At 71.3% G+C, this 17,046-nt stretch carries 15 protein-coding genes; 7 read left to right on the top strand and 8 right to left on the bottom strand.

The genetic code is table 11. From position 1 onward, the window contains the following. Positions 1-41: 41 nt before the first annotated feature. The 3 genes from F4562_RS15105 (at position 42) to F4562_RS15095 (ending at position 2,015) form a co-directional block, all read left to right on the top strand. Complete coding sequence (locus F4562_RS15105) at positions 42-836, top strand: ABC transporter ATP-binding protein (RefSeq protein WP_184537497.1); 795 nt, start codon at positions 42-44, stop codon at positions 834-836. Positions 837-1,002: 166 nt separating this feature from the next. Continuing rightward, complete coding sequence (locus F4562_RS15100; RefSeq protein ID WP_184537499.1) at positions 1,003-1,758, top strand: sulfite exporter TauE/SafE family protein; 756 nt, start codon at positions 1,003-1,005, stop codon at positions 1,756-1,758. Positions 1,759-1,787: 29 nt separating this feature from the next. Beyond that, on the top strand, positions 1,788-2,015 hold the full coding sequence (locus F4562_RS15095; RefSeq protein ID WP_184537501.1) for a DUF8836 family protein: 228 nt from the start codon (positions 1,788-1,790) through the stop codon (positions 2,013-2,015). A gap of 209 nt (positions 2,016-2,224) precedes the next feature. Here F4562_RS15095 and F4562_RS15090 read toward each other — a convergent pair whose 3' ends face one another. From F4562_RS15090 to F4562_RS15070, 5 genes are all read right to left on the bottom strand, one after another. Beyond that, entirely contained in the window at positions 2,225-3,103 is an 879-nt protein-coding gene (locus F4562_RS15090; protein ID WP_246473437.1) for a Rieske (2Fe-2S) protein, read from the bottom strand. A 77-nt stretch (positions 3,104-3,180) separates the two neighbouring features. After that, the gene (locus tag F4562_RS15085; RefSeq protein WP_246474042.1) at positions 3,181-3,735 is read right to left on the bottom strand and encodes an HD domain-containing protein; all 555 of its coding nucleotides are present in this window, start codon (positions 3,733-3,735) and stop codon (positions 3,181-3,183) included. A 132-nt stretch (positions 3,736-3,867) separates the two neighbouring features. Continuing rightward, positions 3,868-6,033: a molybdopterin-dependent oxidoreductase gene (locus tag F4562_RS15080; RefSeq protein WP_184537506.1), complete on the bottom strand. Its 2,166-nt coding sequence runs from the start codon at positions 6,031-6,033 to the stop codon at positions 3,868-3,870. 107 nt (positions 6,034-6,140) lie between these two features. Then, positions 6,141-7,595 carry a catalase gene (locus tag F4562_RS15075; RefSeq protein WP_184537508.1) on the bottom strand — a complete coding sequence of 485 codons (1,455 nt, stop codon included), beginning with the start codon at positions 7,593-7,595 and terminating at the stop codon, positions 6,141-6,143. Positions 7,596-7,622: 27 nt separating this feature from the next. Beyond that, on the bottom strand, positions 7,623-8,042 hold the full coding sequence (locus tag F4562_RS15070; RefSeq protein WP_184537510.1) for a Fur family transcriptional regulator: 420 nt from the start codon (positions 8,040-8,042) through the stop codon (positions 7,623-7,625). A 124-nt stretch (positions 8,043-8,166) separates the two neighbouring features. On the opposite strand from F4562_RS15070, the gene F4562_RS15065 reads away from it, so the two are divergent. From F4562_RS15065 to F4562_RS15055, 3 genes are all read left to right on the top strand, one after another. Continuing rightward, the gene (locus tag F4562_RS15065) at positions 8,167-9,282 is read left to right on the top strand and encodes a CapA family protein (protein ID WP_184537511.1); all 1,116 of its coding nucleotides are present in this window, start codon (positions 8,167-8,169) and stop codon (positions 9,280-9,282) included. A 157-nt stretch (positions 9,283-9,439) separates the two neighbouring features. Next, a complete protein-coding gene (locus tag F4562_RS15060) occupies positions 9,440-11,209 on the top strand; it encodes an SDR family oxidoreductase (RefSeq protein ID WP_184537513.1) in 1,770 nt (589 codons plus the stop codon). Positions 11,210-11,246: 37 nt separating this feature from the next. Further along, complete coding sequence (locus tag F4562_RS15055; RefSeq protein WP_221206236.1) at positions 11,247-11,885, top strand: TetR/AcrR family transcriptional regulator; 639 nt, start codon at positions 11,247-11,249, stop codon at positions 11,883-11,885. Here F4562_RS15055 and F4562_RS15050 read toward each other — a convergent pair. Further along, the gene (locus tag F4562_RS15050; RefSeq protein WP_184537517.1) at positions 11,861-12,451 is read right to left on the bottom strand and encodes a hypothetical protein; all 591 of its coding nucleotides are present in this window, start codon (positions 12,449-12,451) and stop codon (positions 11,861-11,863) included. The two genes, F4562_RS15055 and F4562_RS15050, sit on opposite strands and share 25 nt — an antisense overlap. Before the next feature lie 196 nt (positions 12,452-12,647). Here F4562_RS15050 and F4562_RS15045 point away from each other — a divergent pair, with 196 nt between their 5' ends. After that, the gene (locus tag F4562_RS15045; protein ID WP_221206090.1) at positions 12,648-13,154 is read left to right on the top strand and encodes a tetratricopeptide repeat protein; all 507 of its coding nucleotides are present in this window, start codon (positions 12,648-12,650) and stop codon (positions 13,152-13,154) included. 247 nt (positions 13,155-13,401) lie between these two features. On the opposite strand, the gene F4562_RS15040 is transcribed toward F4562_RS15045, so the two are convergent. Together F4562_RS15040 and clpB are read right to left on the bottom strand one after the other, a co-directional pair. Then, a complete protein-coding gene (locus F4562_RS15040; RefSeq protein WP_184537521.1) occupies positions 13,402-14,328 on the bottom strand; it encodes a serine/threonine-protein kinase in 927 nt (308 codons plus the stop codon). A gap of 88 nt (positions 14,329-14,416) precedes the next feature. Next, a complete protein-coding gene (gene clpB, locus F4562_RS15035; protein ID WP_184537523.1) occupies positions 14,417-16,999 on the bottom strand; it encodes an ATP-dependent chaperone ClpB in 2,583 nt (860 codons plus the stop codon). Between the last annotated feature and the right edge of the window lie 47 nt (positions 17,000-17,046).

Genomic DNA, 17,046 nt, shown 5'->3' with positions numbered 1-17,046 from the left:
GCAATAGGTTTTGTTCCAGCGACAACGAGGAGGCGTAACGCATGGGCGGTCAGGTGCTTCGGCTACAGGACGTCGCCGTCCGCAGGGACGGGGCGGTCCTGCTGCGGGACATCGACTGGACCGTTCACGAGGACGAGCGGTGGGTCGTCATCGGTCCCAACGGCGCGGGGAAGACGACCCTGCTCCAGGTGGTCGGGGCGATGCTGTTCCCCACCGAAGGCGTCGTCGAGATCCTCGGTGAGCGGCTCGGCCAGAGTGACGTCTTCGACCTGCGGCCCCGCATCGGCCTCGCGAGCGCCGCGCTGGCCGAGAAGGTACCGCCGGACGAGAAGGTCATCGACCTGGTCCTCACGGCGTCGTACGCGATCCTCGGGCGGTGGACGGAGGAGTACGACTCCCACGACGTCACGCGCGCCGTGGAGCTGATCGACCAGCTGGGCTGCGCGCATCTGATCCGGCGCCGGTTCAACACCCTGTCGGAGGGGGAGCGCAAGCGGGTCCAGATCGCCCGTGCCCTGATGCCCGACCCGGAGCTGCTGCTGCTCGACGAGCCCGCAGCCGGTCTCGACCTGGGCGGTCGCGAGGATCTGGTGCGTCGCCTGGCCACCCTCGCGCAGGATCCGAAGGCGCCGACGATGGTGCTGGTCACCCACCACGTGGAGGAGGTGCCCGCCGGGTTCACCCACGCCCTGCTGCTGCGGCACGGCTCGGTGGTGGCCCAGGGCCCGATCGAGCACGTGATGAGCGCGGAGAACCTCTCCCACACGTTCGGCATCCCCCTCACGCTGGAACGGGGACGCGACGGCCGCTGGTACGCCCGGGCGTACGAGTTCTGAGGTCCGCCGGCCGTTCCCGCGGCCGGCGGGGGCGGGCGTCCGCCTCGCGGGCTCGCCGGCCCGGCCGGGGGCACCCCGCCACCGGGTGGCCGCCCGTCTCCTCCTGGCGTCCGGTGCGTGCCGTGCGCACGCCGCCGGGGCGAGCCGCACGAGTGAGGGGAAACGCATGACGCCGTGGGAGGCCGCCGCGATCTTCGCGGCCGGGATCGGTGCCGGGGGCATCAACGCCGTGGTCGGCTCGGGGTCCCTGATCACGTTCCCGACGATGGTGGCCCTGGGGTTGCCGCCGGTCGTCGCGAACGTCTGCAACACCGTCGGGCTGGTTCCCGGGTCGCTGACCGGGGCACTCGGCTACCGCGCGGAGCTGCGGGGCCAGCGCCGACGGCTGGTCCGGCTGGGCGTTCCCACGGTCGTGGCCGCGCTGATCGGCGGGGTGCTCCTGCTCTACCTCCCCGAGGAGGCGTTCGACGTCGTCGTGCCTGTGCTGATCGCCCTGGCCTGCGTGCTGGTGGTGATCCAGCCCAGGCTCAACCGGTGGCTGAACGCCCGGCGGGAGCACGTCCATCCGCACGGCGGCCCCTGGCTGTGGGCCGGTGTCTTCGCGTGCGGCGTCTACGGCGGCTACTTCGGCGCCGCCCAGGGGGTGCTGCTCATCGGGCTGCTGGGCAGCTTCCTCGACGACGACCTGCAGCGGATCAACGCGGCCAAGAACGTGCTCGCGTTGCTCGTCAACGCCGCCGCCGCCGCGCTGTTCATCGTGATCGCGGAGATCGACTGGCTGGCGGTGCTCATGGTGGCGCTGGGCGCCGCGATCGGTGGTTTCCTCGGGGCGAAGGTCGGCAGGCGGCTCCCCGCGCCGGTGCTGCGCGCGTTCATCGTCTGCGTGGGCGTGGTGGCGATCGTCAAACTGGTGTACGGCTAAGCCTGCCGGTTTTTGGGCATGAAACACCCATGAAGGGTGACAAAGTAGAGGTTGTCATCGACGCGGGGGACTCCTCGCGCACCTACGAGGTCATCGCCACCCGCGCGGGTCGCCGCGTCGAGGTGGCCAACCGTCGCGGCGGCGTGGTCGAGGTGAGCGAGGTGACCCGCAGCGGCACGGCCGTACGCACCGCGCGGTTCATGTCCAGCCGGATCCTGGCCCTGGTCGAGCACCCCGCCGACGGCGGGCCGGACTGACGCGCTCCCCGGCCCCTGCCCGGCTGCGGCATGCCCGCTCGGCTGCGTGAGCGAGTCCGCTTCGTCCCCGGCCTGAAGACCGCAGCACCGCAGGCGATCCGGGTGGCGGGGCGGCCCCGCCGGCGGCGGGGCCGCGAGCGGGACGACCCGCCGGGCCGGGCGGGGAGTCCTCGCGGAACACCGCGTCAGGTCCGGTCCCAGGTCCGGTGTCAGGTCTGCGCGGGGCGGACCTGCAGGATGCCGTCGCGGCGGATCCGGGTCTGGAAGGAGGGCTGGGGTGCGGTGGCGGGGCCGTGCATGACCGCCCCGTCGGCCAGGCGGAAGGTGCTCCCGTGCCACGGGCACACCACGCAGGCCGTGCCGTCCTCGGAGACCAGGCGCCCCTGGTGGAGCGGCCCGGCCAGGTGAGCGCAGTGGTCGGCGAGCACCGTGACGTTCCCGCCGGCCCGCAGCACGAACAGGTCGATGTAGCCCAGCCGCCGGGTCACCGGCCGCCCCTCGGGAAGGTCGGCGATGTCGCACAGGTCGTGCCAGCCCAGCGGGACCAGATGGCTGACCGACTCGGCGTGGTTGGCGCCGGCCGCCTGCCGGTAGGCCATATGGCCGCCGAGGTAGCCGCCCACGGTCGACGCGCTCAACGCGGCGAACGACAGCGCACGCCCGGTGCGTTCCCGCCCGGCCAGCCGCAGTGCCAGCGAACCGGTGTAGAGCCCGAGCGCGGTGAGGTTGGCGAGGGCGTGCACGAAGCCGATCCGCTGTTGCTCCCGGTGCAGCACGGACCAGTCCGTGATGCCGGCTGCGGCGGCGGGCATCGCGGTGGCGAGGCCGCCGGCGATCAGCACCCGCGCCGCCCTCGGGTCGGAACGGGTCACGTCGAGCACCGTCGCCGCCGCCAGTAAGCCGAGGCTGATGTTGGCGACCGGTGGATGGAGCGGCTTGCCCAGAGGCACCCCGTGGAGCAGGTCACGCAGCCATCCGGGGCCGATCCGCCGGCGCACGGCCTTGGCGAGTATCCGGATCGGTTTGTCGGCACCGGTGGACCGCTCGATCCGGTCGGTGACGTCGACCGGAGGCATCAGACGTCGCAAAGTCTTACGTCCTGTTTTAACTGTTTCCTTCACCATCGCCCCCTTCCCAACCGATAGGGACCTACCCGGGAAAGGGGTTATGCACGCGCCAGATGTCCGCGGCTGACGGACAGGGCGATGAGCTCGGTGGCGTACTCGCCCAGGGTGGGCGACCCTTCCTCGATGATTTTCACCTTTTCGAGCACCTGCTCGGCTGTCACCTTGTAGAGCGACCAGGTGCCGCCCTCGTTGTGGTGGTTGGCCATGATGGGCGCGATGCGGTCGAGGGCCTTGGCGAACTTCGCCTCCGGGGTCCTGCGCTCCTCGAACTCGTCCCAGAGCGCACGCAGCCGTCCGGCCTGGTCGTCGGGCAGCAGGCCGAAGATCCGGTCGGCGGCCTTGCGCTCGACGTCCAGCTGGACCTCGACCGCCGGGGTGTCGTAGATGAAGGTGTCGCCCGCGTCGATCTCGACGATGTCGTGGACGAGCAGCATCGCGACGACCTTGCCGATGTCGGTGCCCGGGGGGGCGTGCTCGGCCAGGACCATCGCCAGCATGCCCACGTACCACGAGTGCTCGGCGTCGTTCTCTCTCCGCGACCCGTCCATGAGGGTGTTGCGGCGGACGACGCGTCTGAGCTTGTCGATCTCCATGGCGAAGGCGAGCTGAGCGTGCAGGCGATCCTGTGCTGGAGGGATGGTCACCCGCGCAAGCCTAGTGCGCGTCGCACCCCCTTTTCTGGATGATCATGGGATCATGTGCGGCCGGACGTCGCCGGGCGGCGGTCACGCACGGTGGAGCGTGACCGGGACCCCGTTGAAGACGGCGTTCCCCGACGGGACGTCGATCACGGAGTCGTCCGTCAGCGTGTTCGCGTTGACCCCCGCGTGTCCGGCCGCGACCCGCTGCGGGGTTCCGGCGTGCCCCCATCCGTGGGGCAGGCTGACCACTCCCGGCATGATCGTCTCGGTGGGTTCGAGCGGTACGACGAGCTCACCCGCGGCCGAGCGCACCACGGCGTGCCCGCCGAGCCCGAGACGGTCCACGTCGTACGGGTTGATCTGCAGGGTGCACCGGTTGGTGCCGCCCACCAGCGGTTCCACGTTGTGCAGCCAGCTGTTGTTGGAGCGCAGGTGGCGCCGGCCGATCAGCACGATCTCCGCCGGGGGTGCGGCCTGCCGTTCGCGCAGCCGCGCCACGTCCGCCACGAGCTGGGGCGGGGCCAGCTCCACCCGCCCCGACACGGTACGGATGATCTCCTTCAGCCGGGGCTGGAGCGGGCCCAGGTCGATGCCGTGCGGGTTGGCGAGAAGCTCCTTCAGGGAGAGTCCGTACGGGCCGAGCCTGAGCATCGCGTCCAGGCGCCGCTCGGCCCCGCTGCCGCCGTCCAACGCGGCGCGCAGGTCCGCCGGGTCCCTGCCCGCCACCGGCGAGCCGGGCGTCCCGGTGGCCCGGCGGAGCATCTGGTCGATGATCAGTTCGTCGAGCGCAGCCGGGTCGGCGTCCGCCGCCTGGCCGGAGGCGATCATCGTCAGCCGCGCCAGGATCTCGGACTCCGACGGCCGCCCCGGCTCCGGCGGCAGCACCGGCGGCGAGAACCTCGCGTAGTTGCGCACGGCGAAGGACAGCAACAACAGGTCGTAGTGCGGGGACCGCATCACCGGGGGCGGCGGCAGGATGACGTTCGCATGCCGGGTCGTCTCGTTCAGGTACGGGTCCACGCAGACCATGAACTCCAGGCCGGCGAAGGCGCGGGCCAGCCGGGGGCCGTTCGGCGCCGACAGCACCGGGTTGCCCGCGACCATCACGAGACCCATGACCTGGCCGTCACCCGGGGTCTCGATCTCGTCGGCGAGGGTGGCCACCGGCAGTTCGCCGTTGGTCTCCGGCAGCCCGCGGACCCGGCTGCGCCAGCGGCCCGTGACGTACGGTCTGCTCCTACGACCGGTCTCGACGGCGGTCTTGGCGAACATGACCCCGCCGGGGCGGTCGAAGTTGCCGGTCAGGACGTTGACGACGTCGACCAGCCACTGCGTGAGGGTGCCGAACTCGGCGGTGCAGGTGCCGATGCGGGCGTAGACGGCCGCGGTGGGCGCCGCGGCCAGCTCGCGGGCCAGCCGCTCGATCGTCTCGGCGGGCACGCCGCACACCGGGGCGACCGCCCCGGGGGCGAAGTCCGCGGCCAGCCGCCCGACCTCCGCGAGGCCCTCGACCTCGACGCCGACGGTGGTGAGGTCCTCGGCGAACAGGACGTGGACGATGCCGAACAGCAGGTAGGCGTCGGTGCCGGGCCGGACGAACAGGTGCTCGTCGGCGAGGGCGGCGGTCCTGGTCCGGCGCGGGTCGACGACGACGAGCCTGCCGCCGCGACCGCGCAGCGCCTTGAGACGGCCTGGGAAATCAGGGGCGGTGCAGAGTGAACCGTTGGACTCCAGCGGGTTGGCGCCCAGCATCAGCAGGTAGTCGGTGCGGTCGAGGTCGGGCACCGCGACGGCCAACGGGTCGCCGAGCATCAGACCGCAGGCGACGTGCTTGGGCATCTGGTCGGCGCTGCCCGCGGAGAAGACGTTGCGGGTGCCCAGAGCACGGATCAGCGGTGCGCCGTACAGGGCGCCGGCCATGGAGTGGGCGTTGGGGTTGCCGAGGTAGACGGCGAGCGACCGGCGGCCGTGGGTGTCGATCACGTCTCGCAGGCCCGCCTCGACGGCGCGGAACGCCTCGTCCCAGCCCGCCTCGCGCCACTCGTCACCCGTGCGGACCATCGGGGCACGTAACCGGTCGGGGTCCTCGTCGAGGCGGCCGAGGCTCGCCCCCTTGGGGCAGATGAACCCCCTGGAGAACGGGTCATCCGGATCGCCCTTGACCGACGTGACGCGTCCGGTGTCGTCCAGGGTGAGCCGGAGGCCGCACACGGCTTCGCAGAGGGGACAGGTCCGGTGCGCTGTTCTCATCGGCACTCCTGGGTTCGGCGAATGAACTCATCATGGCCGTGGACCGGGACGATGGGAAGGCCCGGACCCGCACCCCGGTGGGGGTGCGGGCCCGGGGAACGGGGTGACTAGTCGGCGGCGATGCCCAGACCCTGGGCGACGCCCTGGCCGAGGTCCTTGTGGATGTTGGTCCAGTACTCCACGACGCGCTTCTTCATCTCGGCGGTGACCTCCGGCGCGGAGGCGTGGCCGACGACGTTGCTCACCAGGTGTGCGCGGTCGGTGTCGGACAGGACGTTCTCCCACAGCGCGCGGGGCTGGACGAAATCGTCGTCCTCGCGGTGCAGGGTGTAGGCGGAACGGATGATCTCACCGGCCACGTGGTAGTCCTCACCCGCGTACAGCGCCGGGTCGGCCGCGGGGCCGCCGACGGTGTTGGGGGCGTAGACCGGGTCGGCAGGGTTGGCGAAGCGCATCTGGCCGTCCTTGTTGTAGCTGTGGACGGGGACCTTCGGCGCGTTGATCGGCAGCTGCTGGTAGTTGGCGCCGATGCGGTAGCGGTGGGCGTCGGGGTAGGAGAACAGGCGGCCCTGGAGCATCTTGTCCGGAGACGGCCCGATACCCGGCACCAGGTTGGCCGGTTCGAAGCCCGACTGCTCGACCTCGGCGAAGTAGTTCTCCGGGTTGCGGTTGAGGACGAACCTGCCGATCGTGATCTCGGGGTAGTCGGCGTGCGGCCACACCTTGGTCAGGTCGAACGGGTTGAACCGGTAGTCGGCGGCGTCCTCGAACGGCATGATCTGCACGTTCACCGTCCAGGACGGATGGTCACCGGCCTTGATCGCGTCGTACAGGTCGCGGATGTGGTAGTCGGCGTCCTGGGCGATGACCGCGCCGGCCTCGGCGTCGGTGAAGTTCTTGATGCCCTGGTCGGTCTTGAAGTGGTACTTGACCCAGAACTTCTCACCGCCCGCGTTGTACCAGAGGAAGGTGTGCGAGCCGAAGCCGTGCATGTGGCGCCAGGAGGCCGGGGTGCCGCGGTCGGTCATCAGGAAGGTGACCTGGTGGGCGGTCTCCGGCGAGAGCGTCCAGAAGTCCCACTGCATGTTGTGGTCGCGCAGGTTGTTGTCCGCGCGGCGCTTCTGGCTGTGGATGAAGTCGGAGAACTTCTGCGGGTCACGGATGAAGAAGATCGGCGTGTTGTTGCCGACGATGTCGTAGTTGCCGTGGTCGGTGTAGAACTTGAGCGCGAAGCCGCGCGGGTCGCGCTGCGTGTCGGGGCTGCCCAGCTCACCGGCGACCGAGGAGAAGCGCAGGAAGAGGGGCGTCTCCTTGCCCTTGGTGAACAGGCTCGCCTTGGTGTACTGGCTGACGTCCTCGGTGATCTGCAGGATGCCGTGCGCGCCGCCGCCCTTGGCGTGGACCACCCGCTCGGGTACGCGCTCCCGGTTGAAGTGGGCCATCTTCTGGATGAGGTAGTGGTCCTGCAACAGCAGGGGGCCGTTGGGGCCGATCGACTGTGAGTGCTCGTCGCTGGGGGCGGGGATGCCCGCGTCGGTCGTGGTGACGGGCCTGGTGCTCATGGAAGCGTTCCTCCGGAGGGGTTCTCTTCAGCGAGTGTCTTCGGAACGGCAGTCGGGGCACACGCCCCAGAAGATGACGTCCGCCTCGTCGACCAGGTATCCGGCGTCGGATGCCGGGTCGAGGCAGGGGGCGTGGCCGACGGCGCAGTCGACGTCCGTGACCCTCCCGCACCGGCGGCAGACCAGGTGGTGGTGGTTGTCGCCGATCCGTGCCTCGTACCGGGCGGGACTGCCCGCGGGTTCTATCCGGCGCAGCAGCCCGGCACGGTGCAGTGCGTGCAGAGAGTCGTAGACGGCCTGCAGGGAAACCTGCCCGACCCGGCTGAGCACACCGCGGTGGACGGCGTCCACGTCCAGGTGGTCGCCCTCCCGCACGGTCTGCATGATCGCCAGTCGTGCCGCGGTGACCCGCAGGCCCGCCTGCCGAAGCCGGTCTTCGTCGCGCATGGCCATACGTTATGCGGCAAATCTGACTGATTCAACTATATGACTGATTCAAATTTGGCGAAGTGCAATCCGATGGGGCGAGTTGTCCCACCGGACGCCGCCGGGATGGCATCCTCAGATACCGATGGACACGTATACTGCGCGCCGCCTCGCCGCCGCCACCGCGATGATCGTCTCAGCCGCGTTCGCCGCGGCCTGCTCGCCGGCCGAGTCGGCCGCCCCGGGCTCGCCGCCGGACGTCGCGGAGAAACCCACCACATCCTCGTCCCCCGCGCGCAAGGCGACGCCCGAGCGCCGGCCGTTCACCATCTCCTTCGGGGGGGACGTGCACTTCGAGGGCGTGCTCCGGACCAGGCTGAACGCCGACCCCAAGACCGCGCTCGGCCCCATCGCCAAGGTGTTCAAGCGCTCCGACCTCGCGATGATCAACCTGGAGACCGCGATCACCACCGGCGGCACCCCGGCCCCCGGCAAGCAGTACACCTTCCGTGCCCCGGCCAGCGCGCTGACCGCGCTCAAGGCCGCCGGGGTGGACGTCGCGTCGATGGCCAACAACCACGGCATGGACTACATGCAGAGCGGCCTCGCCGACTCCCTGGCCGCGATAGAACGTTCCAGGTTCCCGGTCGTCGGCGTGGGTGCGAACGAGGACGAGGCGTACAAGCCGTGGCGGACGACCGTCAACGGCAACCGCATCTCCATCATCGGCGCCACCCAGGTGCTCGACTCCGAGTTCATCCAGGCGTGGACGGCCGCCGGTGACAAGGGCGGTCTCGCCTCGGCCAAGAACGAGGCCAGGCTGATCCAGGAGGTGCGCCGGGCACGCAGGAACTCCGACACCGTCATCGTCCACCTGCACTGGGGCACCGAGCTGCAGAAATGCCCGAACGAGGCCCAGCGCGGCCTGGCGCCGAAGCTGGTCGCCGCCGGCGCGGACGTCATCGTGGGCGGCCACGCCCACATCCTGCTCGGCGGCGGTTACCTCAAGAGCAGCTACGTCAACTACGGCCTGGGCAACTTCGTCTTCTACAACTGGGGCCCGGAGACCGGGAAGACCGGCGTGCTCACCCTGACCATCGACGGCCGCAAGGTCCTCAAGGACGAATGGACCCCGGCCACCATCCAGGGCGGGGTGCCGATCCCGCTCACCGGGACGAGCAGGCAGCAGGCCATCGCCGGCTGGAAGGACCTGCGCGGCTGCACCGGCCTGTCCGCCAAGCCCACCGACCCCGGCCGCTGATCCCGCCCCGCCGCCCGGCCGCTTCACCGCCTGGCCGCCGCCCCCGGGCGGCCGCCGCCCCGCCCGGCCGCAGCCGGGCAACCGCTCACCGAGACCGGCTGACAGAATGTGATTCTGTACGGTTGTTGTCGGGATCTCCGTTCGGCTGGAGGCCGTGATGCGATGGGTCGAGTCCGGTGACGTCCGCCTGGCGCTGTACGAGCAGGGCGATCCCGCCGCCCCGACGATCCTGCTGGTCCACGGCTACCCCGACACCCACCGTGTCTGGGACGAGGTGGCCGGCCTGCTGGACGACCGTTTCCACGTGGTCCGCTACGACGTCCGCGGCGCCGGCCGCTCCGGTGCCCCCCGCGACGGCGACTACGGCTACGACCGCCTGGCCGCCGACATGTCGGCGGTCCTCGACGCGGTGGGCGAGCCGGGCGTGCACCTCGTCGGGCACGACTGGGGCTCCATCCAGTCATGGAACCTGATCGGCCGGCCGGGGATCAAGGAGCGGATCCGCTCCTTCACCTCGCTCGGCGGCCCCCACCTGGACCAGGCCGCCCACTTCCTGCGGCACGGCTCCGGGCGTGAGGTCGCCGGACAGCTGATGCGCTCCTGGTACATCGCTGCCTTCCAGCTCCCGGTCCTTCCCGAGGCGGCCCTGCGCCTGATCCTGCCGCGCGGCCTGGAACGGCTGGTACGGGCGGCCGACGGGGTCGCCCCCCGCGACGGCCACCCCGCCGACACGGTCGTTCAGGACGCGCTGAACGGCCTCGGCCTCTACCGGTCCAACATGCTCACCGGCCGCCGCCCGGCCGGCTCGTCCGGCGCCGGGAGCACCGCCGAGACACCCGTACAACTCATCGAGGCCACCCGGGACCCGTTCGTCTCCTCCGCGTTGCTGGCCTCGACGCATCGCTGGGCGCCCGAACTCTGGCACCGGCGCATCCCCGCGGGCCACTGGGTGCAGCGCAGCCACCCCCGGACGGTCGCCCGCATGATCGCCGAGTTCGCCGGGCACATCGAAGGCGCGCCGCCCTCCCGGGAACTGCGCAGGGCCCGGACGGGCGGGCACGGGCCGTACGCCGACCGGCTGGTGGTGGTCACCGGTGCGGGCAGCGGGATCGGGCGGGCCACCGCCCGCGCCTTCGCCGCGCACGGGGCGGAGGTGATCTGCGCGGACATCGATCCGGACGCCGCCCGCCGCACCGTCGACGGCATCGTCGCCATCCGTACCGCCGGAGGTGGCAGCGGGGTGGCGCACGCCCACCGGGTGGACGTCGCGGACACGGCGGCCATGGAGGAGTTCGCCCGGCTCGTCAAGGACCGGTACGGCGTGCCCGACATCGTGGTCAACAACGCGGGCATCGCGGTGGCCGGCCCGTTCCTCACGCACTCGGTCGACGACTGGCGCCGGACCCTGGACGTGAACCTCTGGGGCGTCATCCACGGCTGCCGCCTGTTCGCCGCCCAGATGGTCGAGCGCGGCGAGGGCGGCCACATCGTGAACATCGCCTCGCTCGCCGCCTTCGCCCCCAGCCGGCTGCTGCCCGCGTACTCCACGGCCAAGGCGGCGGTGAAGATGCTCAGCGACTGCCTGCGCGCCGAGCTCGCCGGCGAGGGCATCGGGGTCACCGCGATCTGCCCGGGGTTCGTCTCCACCGCGATCGCGGCCAACGCCACCTACGCCGGTGCCCCGGAGGGACTGTCCCGGGAACGGGAGAAGGAGGTCGCGGAGAAGGCGCTGGCCTGGCGCGGCTACCCGCCCGAACGGGTCGCCGCGCACATCCTGCGGGCCGTCCACCGTGACCTGCCCACCGTCGCGATCAACGCGGAGGGCAAGGCCGGCTACGCGCTCTCGCGGATCTCCCCGGCGCTCCTGCGCCGTCTGGCGCGGCTCACCGGCGGCCGGGAAATCTCGGGATTGGCCGATAAGCGCTGACCCGGACGGGCCGGGCGGGCAAGATGGACGGGTGACGATGCCTGCCGAGGAGTCCGGTGAAACTCCGCTGCGGCGCCGGCCCACCCAGCGACGGAGCGCCCGCCGTGTCGAGAGGATGCTCGACGCGTGTGCCGACCTGCTGGACGAAGTCGGTTACGACGCGCTGTCCACCACCCGCATCGCCGAGCGCGCCGGAGTCGCGATCGGCTCGATCTACCAGTTCTTCCCCGACAAGCGTGCCATCGCCCAGGCGGTCACCCGCCGCCACGTGGAGGAGTTCGTCTCCCGCATCGGCAGGCGCTTCATATCGGAGGAGTACGGAGGCTGGTGGGACGCGGTCGACGCGATCATCGACGAGTACGTGGAGATGCACCGGACCGTCCCCGGTTTCCGGTCCATGCACTTCGGTGACGTGGTCGACCTCAACCTGCTCGACGCGGTCTCCGACAACCACGCGGTGATCGCCGGGCGGCTGCGCGGCCTTCTGCTCCAGGAGTACGGCTTCACCGACAGTGAGGATCTCGACCTGGCCGTCCTGATAGCGGTGGAGGCCGGGGACGCGGTGCTGAAGCTGGCCTTCCGCCGCGATCCGAACGGCGCACCGGAGATCGTGAGCGAGGCCAAGCGGCTGATCCGCGGCTATCTGAGCCGTCAGTTGGTCGGCGCCTCGGCCTGAGGGTGCTCGGGAAGGTCGGGGTCCCCGGAGCGCACGGGCACCCGGCCGCTGCCGATCGTGTCGGGCTCGGGGACGACGATCTCGCCGTACACGTCCCGGGCGGCGGTGAGATCCTCCGGCAGGTGCCCCGGGTAGAGGTGGCCGAGTTCGAGCTCGGCCCAGCGCCGCTCCTCGCGGGCGGCCCGCTCGGCGAGCTCGGCCTCGCGCCGTCGTTGCTCGCGCCGCCGCGCCTCGCGCCGTTCCGCGGGATCGAGCTCCGTGGGCACGAACGCGGGCGGACCGGACTCCTCCTCCCCGGCCTTCCGCTCCTCGCGGGCTCCGGGCGAGGAGTCACGGGGAGCACGGGCCGACGCGACGACCTGCCGGTCCCGGCGGCCCCGTTCCGCCTCCTCGGCCTGCGCGGCGAGCCTCTCCCGGCGTAGGCGGTTCTCCAGCGACAGGAGCTCGCGGTGTGCGCGCTCGATGGCGTCCATCTTCGCCGACAGGTATCCCGCCGAACCGGGGACGACGACGGAGAGGGCCACCAGGAGCGTCAACGCGAAGGCCGTCTGCTTGGACATCTCCATCGCAGCTCCTCCCGACGATGCACTCCACTAGCAGGAGTCCCCCGCCATATGCCCGTTTTACTGGAGGAACACGCGCACCGTGACAGTTCGTTTACTCAAGGTCGTTCGACCAATACCTGCCGTTGGGCATACGAAGTCGAGCGCCGCTCGGTACTCTCGCGATGTGGCGCATGTGACACGTGAGCAACTTGATCGATTGCTTGAGCAGGCACTTCTGGCCGACGATCACGAGAACCTGGCCCGGCGGCTGGAAGCCCTGGCGGAGGCGTATGCGTCCGGCGACATATCACGGGCGGCGATCCTCGTCCTCGCCGCCGAGGAGTGGCGGCAGGCCGGGCAGCCCGCCCATGCCCTCGACTGCTTCCAGCGGGCGGTCGACGACGGTGGCGAGGTCGGCGTCGACCCCCGGGCCGGTATCGCCGACACCCTCTTCGAGCTCGAACGGCCCGACGAGGCGCGGGAGGTGATCGAGACGGTCCGCGCCGACGACGAGGTCAACGCCGCCACCGCGCTCACCGTCGCCGAGACCCTCGTCGCGTACGGCGACCTCGACGAGGCCCACCGGTGGGCCACCGAGGGGGCCCAGCAGGCCCCGCGGGGCAGCGGTGAGTACACCGCTCTCCTGCGGACCCGCTATCGCATCCGCGTCGACCTGGGTCTGCCGGAGGACGAGATCGACGCTCTGCTGGACGCCTCGCACTGACGTCCGTGCCGGAGACGGTTTCGCCGGGTGCCTCGGGGTGACGTCTGTGCTGTGGGTGGCTTCGCCGGGTGCCTCGCGCTGACATCCGTGCCGGAGGTGGCCTCGCCGGGCGTCCCGGATCGGTGTCTGTGCCGGGGGTGGTTTCACCGCCGTCTCGGGTCGGCGTCCGTGCCGGGGCGGTCCGGCCATGGGCGAGGGCCGTGATCCCCCCGGATCACGGCCCTCGTCATCGTCCGGCGGACGGAGGTCAGTGCCGCCCGCCGCCCGGCAGGGCCGAGCCCGACACGGAGAGGTCGCCGACGTTCAGCGCCTCCTGCGCAGGCGCGCCGCCGGTGGCGGGCCCCTGGGGCAGGGCCGGGCTCTGCGGCCGGACGGCGGCCGGCAGGTCCGCCGGAGGCCGCACGGCGGGGAGCCGGTCCGTCGCGGACGGGCCGGTCTCGGGCAGGCTCGCGTCCGGCGTCCTCACTTCGGGCAGGTCCGTGCCGGACAGGCCACCCGGGGCGGACGACTCCGACTCCGTGCGGGACAGCGGCGGCGTCACGTCACCGGACGGTGTGCCGTCCGCGCCGTCCGTTCCTTCCGCGCCGCCGGTCGAATCAGCCGGGTCCGGAGACGCCTGGAGCATCGGCCGCATCCAGCTCGGGCCGTCGTCCGGACCGTCCTGCGGCCCGCCGGCCGCGCCGGGCAGCTCCGGCGTGTCGGCCAGGGTGCCCGGCCACCGGTCGCCGGTGGCGCGCATGGCCTCCTCCGCCGCGGCGTCCGGGAACGGGTGCGTGAGGGTCTCCACGGAACCTTCGGGCAGGTCCGACAGCCCGAAGGGCAGAGCGTGGCAGCCGAGGCCCGCGGCGACGCCCCCCGCGTCGGCGAAGCTGACCACCGCGGAGGCCCGGGAGAGGCCGGGCAGGCCCGCGATCCGCGCGAGCCGGTCGACGACGGCCGACACCTCGTCCTCGTGCGCGGCGCTCGTCCCCCCGGCGACCGCGGCGACCCTGACGTCCTCGATCTCCTCGCAGAACGACGCCGCGGTCCCGGGCCGCTGGAGCGTCTCCAGGGTGCCACGCCCTCCGCAGAGCGCGGCCTCCGCCGAAGCCGGAGCGATCATCGTCCAGTTCGCGCCGACCGTGAGCGCCGCCACGGCGAGGAGCCCCCGGATGTTCCGTGATGTGTTGGACATGCACGTCCCCCTGTTGCGTTCGGTGATCCGACGAATGCCGAACGTAACAGGGGGGTCTTGATCAGGGGTCCGCTTAACCCAATGGTGGTCAAGCCCTTACCGGGCCGATCGACAGCGAGTCGCTCGAATCGTCGATGTCGACGAGGACCTCGTCGCCGTCCTGGACCTGACCGGACAGCACCTCCTTGGCCAGCTTGTCGCCGATCGCCGACTGCACGAGACGGCGCAGCGGCCGGGCGCCGTACAGCGGGTCGTAGCCCGTCAGCGCCAGCCAGTCGCGGGCCGCCGGGGTCACGGTCAACGTGAGCCTCCGGTCCGCCAGGCGCCTGGCCAGGTGGCCGACCTGCAGGTCCACGATCTTGGACAGCTCCTCGGTGCCGAGCGCGTCGAACAGGATGACGTCGTCGAGCCGGTTGAGGAACTCCGGCTTGAACGAGCTCCTGACCGCGTTCATCACCGCTGTCCGCTGGGCGTCCTTGTCCATGGCCGGGTCGACGAGGAACTGCGACCCGATGTTGGAGGTGAGGATCAGGATCACGTTGCGGAAGTCGACCGTGCGGCCCTGACCGTCGGTGAGCCGGCCGTCGTCGAGCACCTGGAGCAGGATGTCGAAGACCTCGGGGTGGGCCTTCTCGACCTCGTCCAGCAGCACCACGGTGTACGGCCTGCGCCGCACGGCCTCGGTGAGCTGGCCGCCCTCCTCGTAGCCCACGTAACCGGGCGGGGCACCCACGAGACGGGCGACGCTGTGCTTCTCGCCGTACTCGCTCATGTCGATGCGGACCATCGCCCGCTCGTCGTCGAACAGGAAGTCGGCCAACGCCTTGGCCAGCTCGGTCTTGCCGACACCCGTCGGGCCGAGGAACAGGAAGCTGCCGGTCGGCCGGTCGGGGTCGGAGATGCCCGCGCGGGCCCGGCGCACGGCGTCGGAGACCGCCTGGACGGCCTGCCGCTGGCCGATCAGACGCCTGCCGAGCTCCTCCTCCATCCGCAGCAGCTTGGCGGTCTCGCCCTCCAGCAGGCGGCCCGCGGGGATGCCGGTCCACGAGGAGATGACCTGGGCGATGTCGTCGGAGCCGACCTCCTCCTTGACCATCGGGTCGTCGGGCAGGGCGGCCTTGCTGGCCTCGGCGAGCTCGGCCTCCAGTTTGGGCACCTCGGCGTACATCAACCGCGAGGCGGTCTCGAAGTCACCGTCGCGCTGCGCGCGCTCGGCGGCGCCGCGCACCTCGTCGATCTGCTTCTTCAGGTCGCCGACCCGGTTGAGCCCGGCCTTCTCCTGCTCCCAGCGGCCGATCAGCGCGTTCAGTTCCTCCTGGCGGTCGGCCAGCTCCTTGCGGAGCCGCTCCAGCCGCTGGAGGCTGCCCTCGTCGGTCTCCTTGGCGAGCGCCAGCTCCTCCATCCGCATCCGGTCGACGTTCCGCTGGAGCTGGTCGATCTCCACCGGACGGGAGTCGATCTCCATGCGGAGCCGGGAGGCCGCCTCGTCGACGAGGTCGATCGCCTTGTCCGGCAGGAACCGGGAGGTGATGTAGCGGTCGGACAGGGCGGCGGCGGCCACCAGCGCGCCGTCGGCGATCTGGACCTGGTGGTGCGCCTCGTAGCGGCCCTTGAGCCCGCGCAGGATGGCGATGGTGTCCTCGACGGTGGGCTCGCCCACGTAGACCTGCTGGAAGCGGCGCTCCAGCGCCGGGTCCTTCTCGATGCGCTCGCGGTACTCGTCGAGCGTCGTCGCACCGATCATCCGCAGCTCGCCCCGGGCCAGCATGGGCTTGAGCATGTTGCCCGCGTCCATGGCGCCCTCGGCGGCACCCGCGCCGACCATGGTGTGCAGCTCGTCGATGAAGGTGACGACCTGGCCGTTGCTCTCCTTGATCTCGCCGAGCACGGCCTTGAGCCGCTCCTCGAACTCACCGCGGTACTTGGCACCCGCGACCATCGCGCCGAGGTCGAGGGCGATCAGACGCTTGTCGCGCAGGCTGGAGGGCACGTCCCCGGCGACGATCCGCTGGGCCAGCCCCTCCACCACCGCGGTCTTGCCGACACCGGGCTCACCGATGAGCACGGGGTTGTTCTTGGTGCGGCGGCTGAGGACCTGGATGACCCGCCGGATCTCCGAGTCGCGGCCGATCACCGGGTCGAGCTTGCCCGCCCGTGCCCGCTCGGTCAGGTCGATCCCGTACTTCTCCAGGGCCTGGTAGGTGTCCTCGGGGGTCGCGCTGGTCACCTTGGCGTGCCCGCGCACCTTCTCGAAGGCGTCGAGCAGCGCGTTCGGGGTGGCGCCGTGCGACTTCAGCAGCTCGGCGATCGGGCCGCCGTCGGCGGCGAGACCGACCAGCAGGTGCTCGGTCGAGACGTACTCGTCCTCAAGCCGGCGGGCCCGCTGGGCCGCGGTGTTCAACGCGGTGAGCAGCTGCCTCGAACTCGACGGGGCGCTGACCGTGGCACCCTGCGCCTTGGGCAGAGCCGCGAGCTGCTTCTCCGCCTCGGTCCGCAGTTGCTTCCAGTCGGCGCCCACCGCCTCCAGCAGGGGCACGGCGGTGCCGCCCGGCAGGGCGAGCAGCGAGGTGAACAGATGCGCCGGGGCGACCTCGGGGTTGCCTTCGGCGGCCGCCCGCCGGACGGCCGAGGAGACCGCCTCCTGGCTCTTCTGCGTAAGTTTGTAGTCCATGCTTGCCTCACTCGAGTTCGATGGCGACGCCGCTTACGGCCGGGAAC

The organism is Streptosporangium becharense, assembly GCF_014204985.1.
GTDB lineage: Bacteria > Actinomycetota > Actinomycetes > Streptosporangiales > Streptosporangiaceae > Streptosporangium > Streptosporangium becharense.
The sequence above is the reverse complement of the archived record's forward strand: the minus strand, read 5'-3'. Positions and strand labels throughout refer to the sequence as shown.

Excerpts from the sequence above, each read along its gene's own strand:
- F4562_RS15065 (WP_184537511.1), top strand. The coding sequence starts at position 8,167 with ATGGACACGTATACTGCGCGCCGCCTCGCCGCCGCCACCGCGATGATC.
- F4562_RS15075 (WP_184537508.1), bottom strand. The coding sequence starts at position 7,595 with ATGAGCACCAGGCCCGTCACCACGACCGACGCGGGCATCCCCGCCCCC.
- F4562_RS15060 (WP_184537513.1), top strand. The coding sequence starts at position 9,440 with ATGCGATGGGTCGAGTCCGGTGACGTCCGCCTGGCGCTGTACGAGCAG.
- F4562_RS15070 (WP_184537510.1), bottom strand. The coding sequence starts at position 8,042 with ATGCGCGACGAAGACCGGCTTCGGCAGGCGGGCCTGCGGGTCACCGCG.
- F4562_RS15105 (WP_184537497.1), top strand. The coding sequence starts at position 42 with ATGGGCGGTCAGGTGCTTCGGCTACAGGACGTCGCCGTCCGCAGGGAC.
- clpB (WP_184537523.1), bottom strand. The coding sequence starts at position 16,999 with ATGGACTACAAACTTACGCAGAAGAGCCAGGAGGCGGTCTCCTCGGCC.
- F4562_RS15050 (WP_184537517.1), bottom strand. The coding sequence starts at position 12,451 with ATGGAGATGTCCAAGCAGACGGCCTTCGCGTTGACGCTCCTGGTGGCC.
- F4562_RS15100 (WP_184537499.1), top strand. The coding sequence starts at position 1,003 with ATGACGCCGTGGGAGGCCGCCGCGATCTTCGCGGCCGGGATCGGTGCC.
- F4562_RS15095 (WP_184537501.1), top strand. The coding sequence starts at position 1,788 with ATGAAGGGTGACAAAGTAGAGGTTGTCATCGACGCGGGGGACTCCTCG.
- F4562_RS15080 (WP_184537506.1), bottom strand. The coding sequence starts at position 6,033 with ATGAGAACAGCGCACCGGACCTGTCCCCTCTGCGAAGCCGTGTGCGGC.
- F4562_RS15055 (WP_221206236.1), top strand. The coding sequence starts at position 11,247 with ATGCCTGCCGAGGAGTCCGGTGAAACTCCGCTGCGGCGCCGGCCCACC.
- F4562_RS15040 (WP_184537521.1), bottom strand. The coding sequence starts at position 14,328 with ATGTCCAACACATCACGGAACATCCGGGGGCTCCTCGCCGTGGCGGCG.
- F4562_RS15085 (WP_246474042.1), bottom strand. The coding sequence starts at position 3,735 with ATGGAGATCGACAAGCTCAGACGCGTCGTCCGCCGCAACACCCTCATG.